This window comes from Notoacmeibacter sp. MSK16QG-6 (assembly GCF_024158145.1).
In the GTDB taxonomy this organism is placed as follows: Bacteria; Pseudomonadota; Alphaproteobacteria; order Rhizobiales; family Rhizobiaceae; genus Notoacmeibacter.
In genome coordinates this window covers 1,309,067-1,325,879 of the sequence record NZ_JAMYXM010000001.1, presented here as the reverse complement: position 1 = coordinate 1,325,879, position 16,813 = coordinate 1,309,067, and the positions used below count along the sequence as shown (strand labels likewise).

The following is a 16,813-nucleotide window of genomic DNA, read 5'->3' as shown; positions in this document are numbered from 1 at the left end:
GTCATTCCGCAGCCTCCATCTGTGGTCCCGGCAGAAAGTCTTCCGGAAAATAGGTCAGCGCGCTCATGACGGGGTAAGGGGTGAAGCCGCCAAGCGCGCAGAGCGAGCCGGCCTTCATCGTATCGCAAAGATCCTCCAGAAGCCCCATTGCGCCGGCGTCGCCGCGGCGGATGCGGTCGATCGTCTCGACACCGCGCACCGCGCCGATACGGCAGGGCGTGCATTTTCCGCAGCTCTCCACGGCGCAGAATTCCATGGCGAAGCGCGCCATTTTGCTCATATCGACGCTATCGTCGAAAACAGTGATGCCGGCATGGCCGATCAGTCCGTCCTTTGCCGAAAAATCCTCGTATCCGAATGGTGTATCGAAAAGGTCGGGCGGGAAGTAAGCGCCGAGCGGCCCGCCGACCTGAACGGCGCGCACGGGTTCACCGGACGCCGTTCCACCACCGATTTCCTCGACGATTTCGCCAAGGGTCATGCCGAATGCCGCTTCGAACAGCCCGCCTCTTTTGACATTGCCCGCAATCTGGAGCGGGATCGTTCCGCGCGACCGGCCTATGCCGTAGGCCGCATAGGCTTCTCCGCCCTCGGCCACGATATAAGGCACTGCCGCAAGGCTGAGAACATTGTTGACGACTGTCGGTCGACCGAAAAGTCCTTCCAGCGCCGGGAGCGGCGGTTTGGCGCGCACCACGCCCCTCTTGCCTTCCAGGCTGTTGAGCAGGGAGGTTTCTTCGCCGCACACATAAGCGCCGGCGCCGACTCGGACCTCCATGTCGAAAGCCTTGCCGGAGCCGAATATATCCGATCCGAGAACACCTTTCTGCCGCGCGATCCCGATCGCGGCGTTCATCACGCGGATGGCATCGGGATATTCGCTGCGAAGATAGACGTAGCCTCTGGTCGCACCGACCGCGATCCCGGCAATCGCCATGCCTTCGATGAGACAGAACGGATCGCCTTCCATCAGCATGCGGTCGGCAAACGTGCCGCTATCGCCTTCGTCGGCATTGCAGACAATGTACTTCTGGATTGCTTCGGCATCATGGACGGTCTGCCATTTTATGCCGGTCGGAAAGCCAGCGCCTCCCCGCCCACGTAAGCCCGATGTCTTCACATCATCGATGATCTGCTGCGGCGTGCGCTTCAGCGCCTCGCGCAGTCCAGCCAAACCGCCATACGATTCATATTCGTCCAGATCGAGCGGATCGATCACGCCACAGCGTGAGAAGGTGAGGCGGGTCTGCCGCTTCATCCAGTCGAGTTCCTCGACCGGGCCGATTGCTTTTGGATGATGCTCCGAATTGTCGAAGACTTCAGCAAGGTCTTCGGCATCCATGCGGCTGAAGCCGTATCGGACGCCATTCTTCTCGATCTCGACCAGCGGTTCGTGGAAAACCATCCCGCGTGAGCCATTTCGGACAAGCCGTATGTCGAGGCCGCGCTTCTCTGATTCACGTGAAACCGCTTCGGCGATCTCATCGGCTCCAAGCGCCCGAGCCGCCATATCGGCTGGTACGAAGATTCTTGTGATATCGCTCGATGCATCCATCAGATCAGTTCCCGAACGATGCTTTCGACCTTCTTGCCGGTCAACTGCGCCACGGGCCTGTCATCGATCAGCGCGTTTGGGCCGCAGGCGCAAAGACCCAGACAGTAGACCGGCTCCAGCGTGACAGCCCCATCCGGCGAAGTCTCGTTCCAATTCAACTGCAGCAGCCTGCGGACCTGATCCTCGATAGCCTGTCCGCCGCGCGCCTGACAGGCTTCCGCCCGGCAGATCTTCAAAACGTGACGTCCCTGTGGCTCGGTATGAAAGTCATGATAAAAGCTGATGACGCCATGCACTTCGGCGCGGCTGATATTGAGCATCTCGGCAATCGGGCGAATGGCATCGTCAGGCACAAAGCCGAATTCGGCCTGCACCGCGTGAAGCAGCGGCAGCAACGGACCTTCCATATCCGCATGTTCTTCGATGATCGCCTGAATGCGGGACGCTATCGCTTCGCCGGTCTGCATCGTCGGTTTTTCCTCCCATCCACCCGCAGATTGACGTCGATGTCATCTCAGGCGGAATCCGCTTGAGGATATCCCCTGTCACATCAAGGTTCAATCGCAAACCATCGTCGTTTGATAGACAAAATCGATCAAACTTCGACGCGTTTGCGGGCGGCTTTTCTGAGAGCGACCAAAGAGGCCGGCAGTTTATGCCGGTTCGGCAGAAGAAGAGCGATCTGCGGATCGTCCGGCGCGCCGCGACCCCGTTTGATAGCGACACGCTTAACGGGACCCTGTCCTGCGACGGCATGGGCAAGCTGTTCGGGCAATACCAAAGCGTGTCCGCCGAGCGCGACCAGCGTGACGAGAGCGATGATGGAATTGCTGTCGACGCTTGGAGAGGGGGTAACGCCAGCTTCACGCAGGCGCTCCTCGACGATCGCGCGATTTGTCATGCCTGGCGTCAGGAGGCAGGGCGCTGCTGAACCGACATCGGCCCAGTCCACATTTTTTCGGGACGCCAGTTCGTGACTCTCATGAACTAGGAGGCAGGAATGTTCCGTGTGGATCGGGTGGACATGAAGGGACCGTGCTTCCAGCCCCTTTGTATAGGAGAGGCCTGCCTCAAGCTCGAGACGCGCAAGCCCTTCCTCGATCTCGGAGGCGGTCTGCGACAGAATACGGAACCGCAGCGCCGGGTGTTCCTTTCGCGTGGCGGCGACGAGTTCGGCGGCGAGCGGCAGGGCCGTTGGCACCACGCCGAACCGCAGCAGGCCGCTTAATTCACCGTTTGCTCCGCGCACATCGTCTTTCAATGCGCGTGTCTCGGCAACGATACGCAGCGCTCGCTCGTAGACGCGCTCGCCTTCTGCGGTAAGACCCTGATAACGCGAGCCGCGCCGTACCAAAGGCGCGCCGAGCTGATCCTCCAGCGCCCTGATGCCAAAGGACAGACTGGGCTGCGTGATGCCCAATGTCTCGGCCGCACGGCCAAAATGCTTTTCCCGCACCAGTGCGATCAGCATTTCGAGGCGGTCTTGCATGAAGGCTCCGTCGGATCGGGGAACCGAGCCTTAAACGCGTTTGGATAACGAGAAAAGGGAAAGGCGATATCCCGCTTCGGGCTATTGCGCGCCGAATGTCGGAATTTCGGGTCGGCGTGAGCGCAATATGCGTCGTTTGGGCTGCGCCGAACGCACGGCGTCCCGTTCGACATAAGGAGGCACGTTTTCTTCGATGAAGTCGCGATCGGTATAGTTCAACACGCCCTTTTCAGGCTTGGTGTCGGGATTGAACCGAGGCTCGCGATCCAGAAGGTCCGGTGCGGCATAGCGGAAACCGCCAAGGCTCGGAGCCGGCGACAGAATGACCGGGTTATCGACGGTGAACTGCGCAAACGACGTGGCGGGAACGACCGCTGACGAGAGGGTGACGATCCATACCAGGCGAAGCGCAATCATGTGCCGTCCTCCATAGCGGTTCACCGGTCAACGCTTAGAACCACCAAAGCGATCCAGCAAACAGGATCGATAAAAAGAGGCCGGCAAACCTTTCGGAGTGCCGGCCACAGTTTAACTGATCGGATTGGGAGGAGGCCCGACCAGTAAGTCTTCGTAAGATCGCGTTCGTGTTCGCCAACAGCGGTGCGAATCACGTTTCATCCAGATTGATATTATCAGAAATATCGGTGAGGACATTATCGACTTTCGGTCTCTTATCCTCGATCCATCCACTTAAATATAAGTGTTGTGTTTTTGCAGCAGCGGCGAAGGTCTCGTTGTTGACGACGATATCGCGCTCTCGTCTATCGGGCGACAGACCGGTGCGCTTTTCGAAGGCTGTAAGTTGCCCTGGTCTTGCCAATGCGTTCTCGAAACGGCATGAGAACCCACTACGACAGGAGTTTTTTTCACCCTGCCTTGATCCTGCGCAAAGCGGTTTCCTCTGCCGAATGAGAATCCGTGGCATAGAAAGCCGCAATATGAGGTGTCCGGCCTCAATGGCTTTCGATGAATGCAGAGGTCGAACAACCGATGACGATTGCAATGACCGAATTTGAAGTCGCACCGACGGACCTGCCCAAGGGCGCTTTGGGCCTGACCGTCACCGAGGTCACCCACTACACCGATCGGCTCTTTCATTTTCGCACGACGCGGCCGGCAAGTTTCCGTTTCCGCTCTGGCGAATTCGTCATGATCGGTCTGATGGTGGGCGAAAAACCGATTTATCGGGCTTATTCCATTGCCTCGCCCAATTGGTCGGACGATCTGGAGTTCTTTTCCATCAAGGTGCCGGATGGCCCCCTCACGCAGCATCTTCAGCAGATCAAGCCGGGCGATACGGTATTGATGCGCCCGAAGCCGACCGGCACGCTGGTGCACGATGCGCTCATTCCCGGGAAGCGGCTTTGGATGTTCTCCACCGGGACCGGCATCGCGCCGTTTGCGTCCCTTATCCGTGATCCGGAGAGCTATGCGAAATTCGACGAGCTTATCCTGACGCAGACCTGCCGCCAGGTCGATGAGCTGAAGTTCGGTCTCGATCTGGTCGAAAGCGTCAAGTCGGACGAATTGCTGAATGAGTTGTGCGACACATCCAAACTTCGTTTCTATGCGACGACCACGCGCGAGAATTTCGGAAAGATGGGCCGTATCACCAATCTGATCCGCTCCGGCGAACTTTTTGCCGATCTCGGCGTGGCGCCATTCGACAAGGACATCGACCGGGGCATGATCTGCGGTTCGATGGCGATGCTCCAGGAGATCAAGACGCTTCTGGAAGAGTCGGGTCTGACGGAGGGCTCAAATGCCCAACCGGGCGAATTCGTGATCGAACGCGCATTCGTCGGATAGGGGCTTCCGGCACGCCGTCTTACGGCGGCAGCAAATGAAAAGGCCGCCCGGAGGCGGCCTTTTGATTATCTAGGCGAGATCAGACCTTCGCGGTGTCTCCAGCCTCTATCTGCGCGTAAAGGTCGAGCGTTTCCTTCACCGCTTTCGCCGCCTCATGGCCCTTCTTGACGAAATGCTTGACGAAGAATTCGTTGAGCGGCTCGACTTCCTGATAGTTATGCGGCGTCAGCGCCACAGAGAAGACAGGCGTATCGGTATCGAGGCTGACCCGCATCATCGCATCGGACACTGACGTCGACACGAAATTGTTGTGATAGATGCCGCCATTGACGATGAACGCTATGGCGACGACACCATCATAACGCCCGGTCTTTGCCAGTTTCTGTGCCGTGAGCGGTATCTCCAGCGCGCCCGGCACATCGAAGATATCGACGGCGCAGCCATCGTTCTCCAGATCTGCCTGACAGCTCTGAACCGCCTGATCGACGATGTCGGCGTGCCAGCGGGCACGAATGATGGCAATACGACGATTGCCTTTTTCGGGGTGGATCATCTGATTCATCTGCGTATCCCTTGGGTTCGAGCACAGTGAACCAGGGCGCATGTCGGAAAGAGATCGCTGACCGGGATAGCCGGCCATTTCGATGGACCGGTCTTCCGCCTCGCAATATTTCCGTCCTCTTTCATCCGGACTATGACCGTCGGCTCCGGGATCGCACCGGATCTGCTGACCCTTCGCCAAGTGGCGAAGGCGCTCGCGGGCTCGTCATGCCGGACTTTTGGCCCGCCATTCATCACCGCCGGTGGGGAATTTCACCCCGCCCTGAGAACATCATCTAGATTGTGTGGATCGACGCCAGAGTCAAGCGGCCTGCGTCACACCGACGCCAGGCCAACTGATTATTTCAGGTATCAAGCGAGAGACGGCGTCGATGGCTCCATTATTTTTCGACTGGCTATCGCCGATCCGGCCTGTCTCTCGGCGCGGTCGGCCACAAGACCGGCCACCAGTTCCGCCGTCGCCGCCGAAAGCGTCCAGCCAAGATGTCCGTGGCCTGTATTGTAGAACACGCCCTGCTGTTTGCCGGCCATGACGCGAGGCATCATATTGGGCATCATGGGGCGCAGACCTGCCCAGGGCTGGACGTCCCGCGTCGAAAGGCCAGGATGATGACGCCGCACCCAATTGACAAGCGGGCGTATGCGCGCGTCACGAATGTCACGGTTTTCGCCGTTGAACTCGGCCGTTCCCGCCACCCGGTAGCGATCCGGCCCGAGGCGCGAGGTGACGATCTTCGCATCGTCGTCGAGAAGACTGACCCATGGCGCGGCCGCGCGGTCCTCATCGGAGTTCATGCGCACCGTGATCGAATAGCCCTTGACCGGATAGACGTTGATGCGATCGCCGACCATCGCGGCCAGACGGCGTGAACCGACGCCGGCGCAGATCACCACACTGTCGAACCGGTTTGTAACCATCGGCGCGTCGCCTTGTGTGGCCCGGTAAGTCACGCCGACGCCATCCGAGCCGGTTTTCAGATCGGCAATCTCGGTCTGCATCCGCATGGTCACGCCCTTGCCGATGCACGCCTTCGCCAGGCCGTTGGTGAATTTGTGAACGTCGCCGGTAAAATCCGATTCGGTGAAATAGCCGCCTATGAAGCGGCCATGCAGGTTCGGTTCGATCTGACGAATTTCATCCGGGCTGACCTGCTGGCGCTGGAGGCCGCCGCGTTTCAGAAGACCGGTAACGGCGGTTGCATGATCGAGCTCCGCCTGGGTCTTATAGACGTGAAGTATGCCGCGCTTGACGCAATCGAAATCGATATTTTCTTCCTCCGCCATGCGAAAGAGATGCTTGCGGGCCTCGATTGCCAGCCGCACCGTGGCGACGGTGTTGTCCTCGTAATAGGGGATATGGCGGAGGAACTCGGCCATCCATGACATTTTGTGCCAGGTCGGCGTTGGGTTGACCAGGAGCGGGGCGCCGGGCTGCAACATCCATTTGATGCCTTTGCCCACGGTTGACAGCTGGTTCCAGACCTCGGCATTGGATGCCGAAAGCTGGCCGCCATTGGCGTAGCTGGTCTCCATGGCCGCGTAGGCATGGCGCTCGAAAAGCGTGACGTCGTGGCCATGGCATGAAAGAGCGTAGGCGGTTGTGACACCGGTAATTCCACCGCCAATGACGGCAACAGACTGGGAAGAGGATCGTTTGATCGACACGCGTAACTCCTTGCCGGATCTGGCCGGCCGCGTGCCCCCTCCCGTATCGAACCTGAGAGATTCGCCTAGGCCGGCACCATGCCAGCCGCGACTTGCTCCTTCGGCGGGCTGAATCGTTACGATCCAACCACTCTTCGGAGTGCTGTGTCTTGCCAAACGGTCCCGTTGCCTGAGAGTTTCCGGGGGCGGTTGCTCCTTCGGCGCCGATCCAAATGCGAACGCACTCGATCGAACTCTCCCGCATGGCAAATTGACGCTCTCGGCAACCTACATCGCCTAATTTGTCCGAAAGCTTGCCAATTGTGACGCTGTTTGAGCCCAATGGCAAGCGCTCAACGCATCCTTTCCAACGAAACTGTGTGCGTTGCACAATAAATCGCCGATCTGCCGGTCGATTACTGCTAGGTCGACGGGTACTCGACTGGCGGTATACGAGCGATCATTCCCTTCTTCAGGCTGGTCGGCCGACCACGCCACGGTAGGGGGCCTTCGGCGACGCTTCCCATCAGACGCGCACCCACCAACAAATCCGCCGCGCTGTCGGCATCGAGATCGCCGAAAACGTAATGCCAGTCGCCGGGCGACAGAATGGCTGCCGAGCAACCCCGGCTGCAATTGCCAAGACACTCGACGCTTTGGACTGCGATCCGGCCATTGTCCGCTTCTTCGCCGATCAACCGGGTCGCGGTTTCCGCCAACACAGCGCCGGGCTTGCCTTCGCACACCGCATCGCCCGTGCCTTTGCAGGTGCTGCACACAAGCACCATAACAGGCCGGAGAGCCGCTGCCGGGGCGGGAGTATCGTCGATGGTCGGAGGATGGGCTGTCATGGTGTCTCTGTGCCTACCCATCGACGGGCGGTCAACATCATGCGACAAATCAGATCGTTCAATCGAAGGGCGTCAAGATGGCCGGGGCGGCGAACATGGCTATAGGAGGCGGCGGAAGGGGGTCGCCTCTTATCGTCTGTCCGCGCCGGACCCTTGAAGAAAGCGCCAGCCTGCACGACGCTGGCCATGCTCTCATGATGGGAAGCCAGGCTGAGGACATTCCGGAAGAATTCACGGCGCGGAACTTTCATACAACCCAACTTGTCTTCAACGACATTTCGCAGCAGCGCGCCGGACTTCAAATGCCGTCGGCAGGGGATGTCATCGCGATCCTCCAGGCCGGTCGACAAGCGCTCGCCGACCGTAGAGCACTTGTCATCAATTGTTTCGCGGGCGTCAGCCGGTCGCCTGCCGCAGCGTACATCATCGCATGCGATCGAAGAGGTCCTGGCACGGAACAGGAACTGGCAGCCAGCCTGCGCGCCCATTCCCCGCAGGCGACGCCGAATGCGGCGATGATTGCCTTGGCCGACGATATCCTCGGTCGCCGTGGTGCCATGAGCGCCGCCATCACCGCCATTGGTCGCGGCCTCGAATGCAAGGAAGGAACGTCCTTCTCATGGACGATCTGACCGTTCAGGCTTTCTTGACCTTTTAAACACCGTCGCGGAACGGGAAGCACGCGCGGGCGTTCAAAAGCCATCCCAATGAAGGAAAATGCCCTTAGTCGATGAGCGCCGATCCCAACCCATTCGAACTGCATCTGCCGAAAATCCGCAAATTGCTGTTCGGCATCTTTCTGATCCTCGTTGCGCAGGTGGTGTACTTCGCGCAGGACGTGATCATGCCGTTGATGCTCGGCATTCTTGTGGCGTTCACGCTCAGCCCGCTTGTGCGGATCGGCCGTCGCATCGGCATTCCTGAGTGGATCAGCGCGCTGCTTGTCATGACGGGCTTCGGTCTGATGGTAGCGCTCCTGCTTTATTCGTTGAGTGGCCCTTTCACCGATCTCGTCAATTCCGCGCCGCAGATCAAATCTGCCCTGAGTGACAAACTGTCCAGCGTTCAATCGCATTTGCAATCATTGCAACGGGTGAGCGAAGAGGCCGCTGAAGTCACCGGACAGAACGCCGGAGAAGGCGCTCCTGAAAAGGTCGTCGTCGACGGGCCGCCCGTCTTTAGCGGTCTGGCTTCGACTGTCGCGGGCGCGCTTGGGCAGATTGCCATCGCAATGTTCCTGGCGCTGTTCATTCTGGCAAGTGGCAAGCACTTCTACGAGGGCATCGTGAAGATGGCGCCCACGCTGACGGACAAGAAGATTGCGGTGCGCATTCTGTACGATGTCGAGAAGGTGGTCTCGCGCTATCTTCTCACCATAACGGTCATCAATATCTGTCTTGGCGCAGCGATTGGCTTCAGCCTCTGGCTCTACGGCATGAGCAACCCGTTCCTGTGGGGCACGATTGCCGCGCTGCTCAATTTTCTGCCCTATATCGGAGCCGTTATCGGCGCATTGGCCATCGGGCTTACGGCCATTGCGGAATTTCCGACGCTTGGCGCCGCTCTCGGCGCTCCTTTTATCTATTACGCTCTGACGGCCATCGAGGGAAATATCATCACGCCTCTACTGTTGGGGCGGCGTCTTGAAATGAATATCGTGGCTGTTTTTGTCTCCGTCGTTCTGTGGGGCTGGATGTGGGGCTTCGCGGGCGCTCTGATGGCCGTGCCCATTCTGGTCATCCTCAAGGTGATGAGCGACAATATCGAATCGATGGCAAAGTTCGGTAATTTTCTGTCGGCTCCTGTTCACGATGATGAGCGTGAAGCCGAGGAAGCAGCCAATGAAAAGGCGCAGTCCGAAGTATCACCGGAAAAAGCGGCTTGAGGAACTCCTGAACCGACCACGCGTTCATCTGACGACGCTAATAAACAATCGCACAATCTGTGTGCGATGGAAGGAGACATACTATGTCCAACGAAAATCAGAGAGAAGGTCTCGGCCATCAGGCGAAAGGCACTGCCAAAGAGGTTGCCGGTAAGCTGACCGACAATGAGAAGATGGAAGCCGAAGGCAAGATGGAAAAGGCCGGCGGCCAAGTTCAGGAAACGGCCGGCGATATTGAAGAGAAGTTCAAGAAGGACTGATCTTCGCCGAACAATGTTCGAGCAAACGAAAAGGCGCGTGTCCGATCCGGGCGCGCGTCTTTTGCGTTTTGAGCTTCTCGCTGTCGCGAACCGGTCGCGACCGACGTTATCCTGCTACTCGTTGCGAAGTGACGAGTGCCGCGACCGAGGCCCCCATGGCGAGGCCGTGTCCGTTTCGTCAGCGAGCGCTTCATGCGACAGGGCCAAAAGTTCTTCTTCATCGGTTTCGTCGGCATCAAATATGTTGTCATGATCGAAGGCAGGGTCCTCAGACGCTGACGATCGGTTGAGATCGGCCAACAGACCGAAACTGTGGCGGAGCGAAAGCAGAAGACCGGTCAACAAAAAGAAGGTGAAGGCTGCAAAAGTCATAAGGGCCGAAAGTGGCATGCGCGCTGGATCGTCGCTGCGCAACCGGCCTTGTAGCCCATCGTCGATCATGGCGCGCCCGGCATCGTAGATCGGCTCCAGCAACGGCAGACAAAACACTGCGCCCACCGCGCACACCGACAGGAGAATGGCGAGCATCGCTCCTCTAAGACGGCTGTTGCTGATAGCCGCCCGCCGCCGCAACCGTTTGACGGCCAAGTCGAACAGCAGCGGAACAACAGTCGCGACCAGAAGTGCCAGCGAGAAATGCAGAAGCGTTTCGATGAAAGGGTAGACGCGTTTGGCGACGAAGCTGCCATAGGCGAGAACGCCGGTGAAGACAGCCGTGGCGTAAAGGCCGACCTGCATACCGACCACTGCCCAGCGCAAAAGAGGCGTCACGATTGCGGCGAGGATGCTTTCGATGCGCGCGCTGGAGCGCATGAATGTCTCTCCCTCGAAACCCGGTCGAATGCAGAACATGGTCGTTTCGTTTCGATTTCGCCAGTCGGATTGACCGAGGTCAAAAGAAAGTCGTCCAATATCTGCTTTAGTGGGTGTTCTGACGGGGCGCATGACGCGCCCGAAGACGAAAACGACGCCAAAGGGTTGGATTCCAGCAGGCGTCCTGTCATAAGACTAGGCGGTTTTGACGCTCCGCAGTGAAATGCGATAGACCGAACGGATATGGGCGGGGAGAACGGATATGGATTTTGAGGGCCTTTTTCGAGCCGATCTCGAAAAGCTGAAAGACGACGGTAACTATCGTGTCTTCGCTGATCTCGAACGACGGGCCGGCTCTTTTCCAAAGGCGCATCATCATCTGGGAGAGACCGATCAGACGCAGGATGTGACGGTCTGGTGCTCCAATGACTATCTCGGCATGGGACAGAGCGCGGTTGTAACCGCCGCCATGCACGAGGCGATCGACAAATGCGGCGCCGGGGCGGGCGGCACGCGCAATATTTCCGGCACCAACCACTATCATGTGCTGCTCGAACGCGAGTTGGCCGATCTTCACGGCAAGGAAGCCGCGCTTCTCTTCACCTCGGGCTATGTCTCCAACTGGGCCACGCTCGGTACGCTTTTGAGCCGCATTCCCGATGTCATGGTTTTCTCAGACGAGATGAACCATGCCTCCATGATTGAGGGTATTCGCCATTCGCGCGCCCGCAAGGTGATCTGGAAGCATAACGATCTGGACGATCTGAGGGAAAAGCTCGCCGCCGCCGATCCCGATGCGCCGAAGATTGTCGCTTTCGAAAGCGTCTATTCGATGGATGGCGACATCGCGCCCATCGAAGCGATCTGCGACATTGCCGACGAGTTCGGCGCCATGACCTATCTCGATGAGGTTCACGCAGTCGGCATGTATGGGCCGCGAGGCGGCGGCATCGCCGAACGCGAAGGCGTGATGGACCGCGTGACGATCATCGAAGGAACGCTCGGCAAGGCGTTCGGCGTCATGGGCGGCTACATTACCGGCTCTGCCGCGCTGATCGACTGGATCCGTTCGTTCTCATCCGGCTTCATTTTCACGACCGCTCTTCCGCCGACTCTGGCCGCGGGCGCGCTGGCTTCCATTCGCCATTTGAAAAAGAGCGCGAGCGAGCGGCGGCGTCACAAGGAGAACGTCGCCAAGGTCCGCGCTGGCCTTAGCAAGGCGGGAATTCCCTGGCTCGACAATCCCTCTCATATCGTTCCGGTGATGGTTCGCGATCCCAAGAAATGTAAGTGGATCAGCGATATCCTTATGGATCAGTACGGCATCTACGTGCAGCCGATCAACTACCCGACAGTTGCGCGCGGGGCAGAGCGGCTCCGCATCACGCCGACGCCGCTTCATACGGACGCCGATATCGCCCATCTTGTGGCCTCGCTTTCCAGCCTTTGGAGCCAGTGCGCCTTGGCGCGCCACGTCGCCTGAGCAAACGGTACGCAGACATTTTGACACGGCGGCGCAGCAAAGAAGCGCCGCCGTTTTTTGCATCCGCATTTGAGTCAATTTGCGCAGCGGAAATTGTCCTGCCGCTTACGTCTTTCGCCTTAAGCCCGATCTCAAGGTAAATCGGGAAAGATGCGAGCAAGCCATGGCCGTTGCGGGGCATGCCGACGAAATTCTGCTGACGGAGACCTCTGAAGGCTACATCTTCCGCATGGAGGACAATGGCGATCGGATGATGGTCACCATTGCCTGGGACGCGCTGATCACACTCGGCGCGCCGTCAGATCCCGAGCGCCAGCGCCAGTTCGTCAAGCGCCGCATCCCGGCTTTCAAAATGATCGCCCGCGCGCCGGAGTTTCAGAGCGACCGCCGCCAGGGTCGGTTACGACTTGGCCGACGCCACATGATCGCTCTGGCCGAAAATTACGACTAGAAACGAAAACGCCCGGCCGCGTGGGTGCGGCCGGGCAATTATTCAAACGGCATCGCCGCTTAGGCGTTACCGGAAATCCAGCTCGACAATGCGGTCTTCGGCGCAGCGCCAACCTTCATATCCGCCACTTCGCCATCCTTGAACAGCATCAGCGTTGGAATGGAGCGGACGCCGTATTGCGCAGCGATTTCCGGGTTCTCGTCAATATTGACCTTGGCGATGGTCACCTTGCCGTCCATTTCGGCCGAAATTTCTTCCAGTGCCGGCGAGATCATTTTGCACGGACCGCACCACTCAGCCCAGAAATCCACCACGACCGGGCCGCTGGCCTTTAGAACGTCACTTTCGAAGCTGGAGTTGGTCACCGTCTTCGTAGCCATTTTGGGCATCTCCTTATCATGTTGGATCAAGATGTGGCCTTCCGCACCTTCAAGGTCAAGGCCGCAGAGCCAATGAGCCCTGAGCGTCGGCCCCGTCGCCGGACACCGATAGTCCGATAAGGCGACTGGCCTCGGTCAGCCTTTTTTCCGATAGCGTAATAAGGCGCGGGCCACCGGTGAAGACGAGAGCGCAGCGGATGGCCCTGCCAGGATAGAGCCGCTGGAGAAGCGCCCGGTAAAGAGACATCTGCAAAGCGTAATCGTCGGCGACTTCGTCTTCGTCGCCGGGAATGGCGGCATTGGTCTTGAAATCCACGATCAGGATCTCGCGCTCCGAAATGGCCAGCCGGTCGATGATGCCGGATATGGAGCGGGGTTTGCCCTTTATATCGACAAGTCCGGCGATGGAGACTTCCGCGCGCGATCCCGGCGCGAAAGCAGCAGCGAAATCGGGCTGAGCGAGTGTCGATAGAACGTCGCCGCAAATGGCATCGCGTTCCGATGGTGTGAAGTCCTGATACGTCAGCCATCGCCGCGCGGCGTTTTCCCGGTCCGCTTGCGCAATATCGGCCAGCAGTTCCAGCAGGCGGTGGACCGCAAGACCTTTTCGAATCGGAAACGCCAAAGGCTCGCGGCCGGCGCCGAGAATCGGCGATAGCCCGATGGCCGCCTCGGTCTGGGCAACTTCTACGCTGCTTTCCAGCAGATCGCCTGCGCCAGAGGGTGAAAGCGGACGCGGCGCCGGGTCTGGTGCGGGCAATTGTTCGGACGGGTCGAACGGCAAACCGGCGATGGCGATATGTGACTTCGCTTCCGACTGCGTTGTCATGGGCAGCGGCGAATGACCGCTTGGCGCGTAGTGCAGAACATCGCGCGTGGTCACAACCGGATGATCGTCCAAGATCACGCCTTCGCCGCTCGCCTCCAGCCCCTGCTGCACGAGATTGAGCCATGTCGGCTGTTTCGGCTCGGTCTTGCCGCGATATCCGCAGACGATCAGTCGGTCCTCCGCCCGTGTCATCCCAACATAAAGAAGCCTGCGATATTCTTCCTCCTGCGCCGTCAGCGCCAAGTTTTTGAGCTTTTCGATCTGGGGCTGCGTACCCAGCGCTGGCGCTTTCCAAAGGAAAACGTTCGAAGCCCTGTCACGCCCGCTTGCCGGAAGCGGCAGTTTCATCAGTTCGGACAAATGCGAGTGGTGGGAAGGCGCGCCACCGCTATCGACCAGAAAGACGATGGGCGCTTCGAGACCCTTCGAGGCGTGGACGGTCATGATCCGCACTTCGTCGCGGCCCTGTTCCATTTCGCGTTTGATTTCGGGTGCCGAGTGGCTGAGCGCATCGACGACGCGTTCCAGATCGGTCAGTCCCAGCCTTTCCTGCGCCATCACAAAGCGCTGGAACTCGTCGATCACCTCGCTGGCCTCGGCTCCAAGCCGGGCGATAAGCTTCCGCCGTCCGCCATCGCGCCCGAGCACCGCGCCGAAAAAGTCTGCAGGCGTTCGATAACCGGCTTCGTCGCGCCAGCGCTGCAATTGGTCGGCAGCCGCTGCATAGCGGACACCTGTATCGGCGATTTGGCGTAGGCGCTGCCAGAGCGAGCGTGTATCGCGCGGCAGAAGCAGCGCCATCAGATTTTCGTCATCGAGACCGAACAGTGGGCTTTTCAGCAGACCGGCCAGCGCCAGATCGTCGTTCGGCTGCTGGACGAAGCGCCCGATGGCGATCAAATCCTGTACGGCGATATGGTCTGACAGGTGCAGCCTGTCCGTGCCGGCCACCGGAACGCCGCGTTGTTTGAGCGAGCGGGCGAGCGCATGAATAAAGCGGTCGCGCTTGCGCACCAAAACCAGCACATCGCCGGCGCGCATCGCCCGGTCCTTCCCGGGCAGCTTCTCGTTACGGTCCAGCCAGTGGCTGATCTGTCCCGCGACCTCGTCGGCAAGGCGGGCCGCCGGCGCGGCGGATGGGTCCAGCCCTTCAACCCAACGCGCCGGCGCTTCGGCCTGTTCGGCTGCAAGGTAAGACCAGAGCGCCACGTCGCCAGCGTGAAGGTTGCGCACCGTTTCATGTTCGACGGGCTCGTCGTCGCGTGTCAGGCCCTTGCGCGCGTCGGCGGTGGCGAAGGTACGGTCGACGGCTGAAAGAATATCGGGTGTTGAACGAAAGCTCTGGCGCAGCTGCAGTTTGGCGAATGGTTTCTCCGCGCTGGCGATATGCTTTCCGAACCGGGTTCCGGCATCGGAAAACTGACCGGGCCGTGCGCCCTGGAAGGAATAGATGGACTGTTTTTCGTCGCCGACGGCGAAGATCGTTCGGCTGCGTCCGTCTCCAGCGCCTTCGCCGGAAAAGAACTCCGCTGCAAGTGCCTCGATCACCTGCCATTGGCGGGGACTGGTGTCCTGCGCCTCATCGATCAGAAGGTGATCGATACCCTTGTCCAGCTTGTATTGTACCCATGCGGCGGCCCGGTTGCGCGTCAGAAGGTCGGCCGTGCGTGTCAGGAGGTCGGAAAAGTCGAGCAGCCCCCGCGCGATCTTGGATCGCTCATACTGATCGAGAAGCGCCTCGGCCAAGGTCAGTGCTGCTTCGGTCGCATCAAGCAGGTCGAGCGTGTTGATTGTCTTCTGGGCATCGACGATATGAGCGACGGCAGCTTCGTAACCGGCGACAAAGGCTTCGCCTCTTTCGCCAAGTACTTTGCTGCCGAACAGCCAACCGGCGCTATATGGCTCTTCTCCCTTGCTGAAAGCACTGGCGAAGGACTGGAACCGAACCGACGGGTCGTGTTCCGACAAGGCGTCAATCAGCCTTTCGCAAAAATCTGCCGGTCGTTTGGCGCCAAGCCTCTGGCAGTCTCCGCGTAACGCTTCGATTGCGCGCCGGTCCCAGCCGGGAGGCGGTAGTGCATCGGCAATGACTGTCTCTTCCGTCATCGCGTCATCGATGCCGAGATATGCCCGTAAACGCGTCATGGCAGATTTGCGATCCGCGATGACCGGCGTCAGTTCATCGCGTTGGCGGACAATATCCGACAGCAGCCTGTCGAGGCCCGTCTCGCCGGCACGCGCCATCACATGGTCGAAGGCGCCGAAAAGCGCCGTATCGTTGCCGTCGGTGGCGCGGCTCAGCAGCCATTGGCGGGCATTGGTAAGAAGCGCCGCTTCCATCGCCGTATCCATCATTTCGAAATGGCCGGCGATTCCGGCTTCGAGCGAAAACTGATGGAGAACCGCCTCGCAGAAGGCGTGAATGGTCTGGATTTTCAGCCCGCCCGGCGTTTCCAGCGCTTCGGCGAAGAGCCGCCGCGCCCGCGCCAGCCGGTCTGGGGCTGGCGGTGTGCCTTCCATCGCCTCAATGACCCCCGCAAGGCCATCGTCGTCCAGATGGGTCCAGTTACCGAGGAGATCGAAGACGCGGCTGCTCATATTGGCGGCTGCGGCCTTGGTGTATGTCAGGCATAGGATACGGTTTGGCGCGACGCCGTCCAGAAGGAGCCGGACAACACGATTGGCAAGCACATGCGTTTTGCCGGACCCGGCATTGGCGGAGACCCAGGCCGACACAGCCGGGTCGGCCGCCTTGCGCTGGCTCTCAATCGTGGAAGCCGTGATGTCCCAATCGTGACGCATG

General features: G+C 59.5%; 16 protein-coding genes and 2 riboswitches. Of the genes, 6 read left to right on the top strand and 10 right to left on the bottom strand.

What is annotated here, in order from left to right:
- Position 1: 1 nt before the first annotated feature.
- From NIM86_RS06325 to NIM86_RS06310, 4 genes are all read right to left on the bottom strand, one after another.
- Entirely contained in the window at positions 2-1,555 is a 1,554-nt protein-coding gene (locus NIM86_RS06325; protein WP_253380105.1) for an NADH-quinone oxidoreductase subunit NuoF, read from the bottom strand.
- A complete protein-coding gene (locus tag NIM86_RS06320; protein ID WP_253380103.1) occupies positions 1,555-2,022 on the bottom strand; it encodes a formate dehydrogenase subunit gamma in 468 nt (155 codons plus the stop codon). Before NIM86_RS06320 ends, NIM86_RS06325 begins: the two co-directional genes overlap by 1 nt.
- Before the next feature lie 128 nt (positions 2,023-2,150).
- Complete coding sequence (locus tag NIM86_RS06315; protein ID WP_253380101.1) at positions 2,151-3,044, bottom strand: LysR family transcriptional regulator; 894 nt, start codon at positions 3,042-3,044, stop codon at positions 2,151-2,153.
- Between the two features lie 81 nt (positions 3,045-3,125).
- On the bottom strand, positions 3,126-3,461 hold the full coding sequence (locus NIM86_RS06310) for a hypothetical protein (RefSeq protein WP_253380099.1): 336 nt from the start codon (positions 3,459-3,461) through the stop codon (positions 3,126-3,128).
- A gap of 585 nt (positions 3,462-4,046) precedes the next feature.
- Here NIM86_RS06310 and NIM86_RS06305 point away from each other — a divergent pair.
- Positions 4,047-4,853, top strand: a complete 807-nt coding sequence (locus tag NIM86_RS06305; RefSeq protein WP_253380097.1) for a ferredoxin--NADP reductase — start codon at positions 4,047-4,049, stop codon at positions 4,851-4,853.
- A gap of 79 nt (positions 4,854-4,932) precedes the next feature.
- Here NIM86_RS06305 and NIM86_RS06300 read toward each other — a convergent pair whose 3' ends face one another.
- The 3 genes from NIM86_RS06300 to NIM86_RS06290 all read right to left on the bottom strand — a co-directional run bounded on the left by NIM86_RS06300 (position 4,933) and on the right by NIM86_RS06290 (position 7,909).
- A complete protein-coding gene (locus tag NIM86_RS06300; RefSeq protein ID WP_253380095.1) occupies positions 4,933-5,415 on the bottom strand; it encodes a 6,7-dimethyl-8-ribityllumazine synthase in 483 nt (160 codons plus the stop codon).
- Positions 5,416-5,524: 109 nt separating this feature from the next.
- A riboswitch (FMN riboswitch) is annotated at positions 5,525-5,688 on the bottom strand.
- Positions 5,689-5,765: 77 nt separating this feature from the next.
- A complete protein-coding gene (locus NIM86_RS06295) occupies positions 5,766-7,079 on the bottom strand; it encodes a D-amino acid dehydrogenase (protein WP_253380093.1) in 1,314 nt (437 codons plus the stop codon).
- A gap of 147 nt (positions 7,080-7,226) precedes the next feature.
- Positions 7,227-7,330: riboswitch (glycine riboswitch) on the bottom strand.
- Between the two features lie 150 nt (positions 7,331-7,480).
- Complete coding sequence (locus NIM86_RS06290; protein ID WP_253380091.1) at positions 7,481-7,909, bottom strand: DUF1636 family protein; 429 nt, start codon at positions 7,907-7,909, stop codon at positions 7,481-7,483.
- A gap of 95 nt (positions 7,910-8,004) precedes the next feature.
- Between NIM86_RS06290 and NIM86_RS06285 the strand changes: the two genes are divergently transcribed.
- The 3 genes from NIM86_RS06285 (at position 8,005) to NIM86_RS06275 (ending at position 10,054) form a co-directional block, all read left to right on the top strand.
- Positions 8,005-8,541: a tyrosine phosphatase family protein gene (locus tag NIM86_RS06285; protein WP_253380088.1), complete on the top strand. Its 537-nt coding sequence runs from the start codon at positions 8,005-8,007 to the stop codon at positions 8,539-8,541.
- 98 nt (positions 8,542-8,639) lie between these two features.
- Entirely contained in the window at positions 8,640-9,794 is a 1,155-nt protein-coding gene (locus NIM86_RS06280) for an AI-2E family transporter (protein WP_253380087.1), read from the top strand.
- A gap of 83 nt (positions 9,795-9,877) precedes the next feature.
- Positions 9,878-10,054 carry a CsbD family protein gene (locus NIM86_RS06275; protein WP_253380085.1) on the top strand — a complete coding sequence of 59 codons (177 nt, stop codon included), beginning with the start codon at positions 9,878-9,880 and terminating at the stop codon, positions 10,052-10,054.
- 114 nt (positions 10,055-10,168) lie between these two features.
- Here NIM86_RS06275 and NIM86_RS06270 read toward each other — a convergent pair whose 3' ends face one another.
- Positions 10,169-10,906 (bottom strand): hypothetical protein, encoded by a 738-nt coding sequence (locus NIM86_RS06270; RefSeq protein ID WP_253380083.1) that lies wholly within the window; start codon positions 10,904-10,906, stop codon positions 10,169-10,171.
- A 223-nt stretch (positions 10,907-11,129) separates the two neighbouring features.
- On the opposite strand from NIM86_RS06270, the gene hemA reads away from it, so the two are divergent.
- A complete protein-coding gene (gene hemA / locus NIM86_RS06265; RefSeq protein ID WP_253380081.1) occupies positions 11,130-12,350 on the top strand; it encodes a 5-aminolevulinate synthase in 1,221 nt (406 codons plus the stop codon).
- 163 nt (positions 12,351-12,513) lie between these two features.
- A complete protein-coding gene (locus tag NIM86_RS06260; protein ID WP_253380080.1) occupies positions 12,514-12,801 on the top strand; it encodes a hypothetical protein in 288 nt (95 codons plus the stop codon).
- 59 nt (positions 12,802-12,860) lie between these two features.
- Here the strand turns inward: NIM86_RS06260 and trxA are convergent, their stop codons facing one another.
- Complete coding sequence (trxA, locus tag NIM86_RS06255; RefSeq protein WP_253380078.1) at positions 12,861-13,181, bottom strand: thioredoxin TrxA; 321 nt, start codon at positions 13,179-13,181, stop codon at positions 12,861-12,863.
- Between the two features lie 55 nt (positions 13,182-13,236).
- Positions 13,237-16,812, bottom strand: coding sequence for a double-strand break repair helicase AddA (gene addA, locus NIM86_RS06250; RefSeq protein ID WP_253380075.1), 3,576 nt, complete (start codon positions 16,810-16,812; stop codon positions 13,237-13,239).
- Position 16,813: the final 1 nt, after the last annotated feature.

What these genes read in the sequence shown, in the direction of transcription:
- NIM86_RS06325 (WP_253380105.1), bottom strand. Translation starts at nt 1,555, where the DNA reads ATGGATGCATCGAGCGATATCACAAGAATCTTCGTACCAGCCGATATG.
- NIM86_RS06320 (WP_253380103.1), bottom strand. Translation starts at nt 2,022, where the DNA reads ATGCAGACCGGCGAAGCGATAGCGTCCCGCATTCAGGCGATCATCGAA.
- NIM86_RS06315 (WP_253380101.1), bottom strand. Translation starts at nt 3,044, where the DNA reads ATGCAAGACCGCCTCGAAATGCTGATCGCACTGGTGCGGGAAAAGCAT.
- NIM86_RS06310 (WP_253380099.1), bottom strand. Translation starts at nt 3,461, where the DNA reads ATGATTGCGCTTCGCCTGGTATGGATCGTCACCCTCTCGTCAGCGGTC.
- NIM86_RS06305 (WP_253380097.1), top strand. Translation starts at nt 4,047, where the DNA reads ATGACCGAATTTGAAGTCGCACCGACGGACCTGCCCAAGGGCGCTTTG.
- NIM86_RS06300 (WP_253380095.1), bottom strand. Translation starts at nt 5,415, where the DNA reads ATGAATCAGATGATCCACCCCGAAAAAGGCAATCGTCGTATTGCCATC.
- NIM86_RS06290 (WP_253380091.1), bottom strand. Translation starts at nt 7,909, where the DNA reads ATGACAGCCCATCCTCCGACCATCGACGATACTCCCGCCCCGGCAGCG.
- NIM86_RS06285 (WP_253380088.1), top strand. Translation starts at nt 8,005, where the DNA reads ATGGCTATAGGAGGCGGCGGAAGGGGGTCGCCTCTTATCGTCTGTCCG.
- NIM86_RS06280 (WP_253380087.1), top strand. Translation starts at nt 8,640, where the DNA reads ATGAGCGCCGATCCCAACCCATTCGAACTGCATCTGCCGAAAATCCGC.
- NIM86_RS06275 (WP_253380085.1), top strand. Translation starts at nt 9,878, where the DNA reads ATGTCCAACGAAAATCAGAGAGAAGGTCTCGGCCATCAGGCGAAAGGC.
- NIM86_RS06270 (WP_253380083.1), bottom strand. Translation starts at nt 10,906, where the DNA reads ATGTTCTGCATTCGACCGGGTTTCGAGGGAGAGACATTCATGCGCTCC.
- hemA (WP_253380081.1), top strand. Translation starts at nt 11,130, where the DNA reads ATGGATTTTGAGGGCCTTTTTCGAGCCGATCTCGAAAAGCTGAAAGAC.
- NIM86_RS06260 (WP_253380080.1), top strand. Translation starts at nt 12,514, where the DNA reads ATGGCCGTTGCGGGGCATGCCGACGAAATTCTGCTGACGGAGACCTCT.
- trxA (WP_253380078.1), bottom strand. Translation starts at nt 13,181, where the DNA reads ATGGCTACGAAGACGGTGACCAACTCCAGCTTCGAAAGTGACGTTCTA.
- addA (WP_253380075.1), bottom strand. Translation starts at nt 16,812, where the DNA reads ATGCGTCACGATTGGGACATCACGGCTTCCACGATTGAGAGCCAGCGC.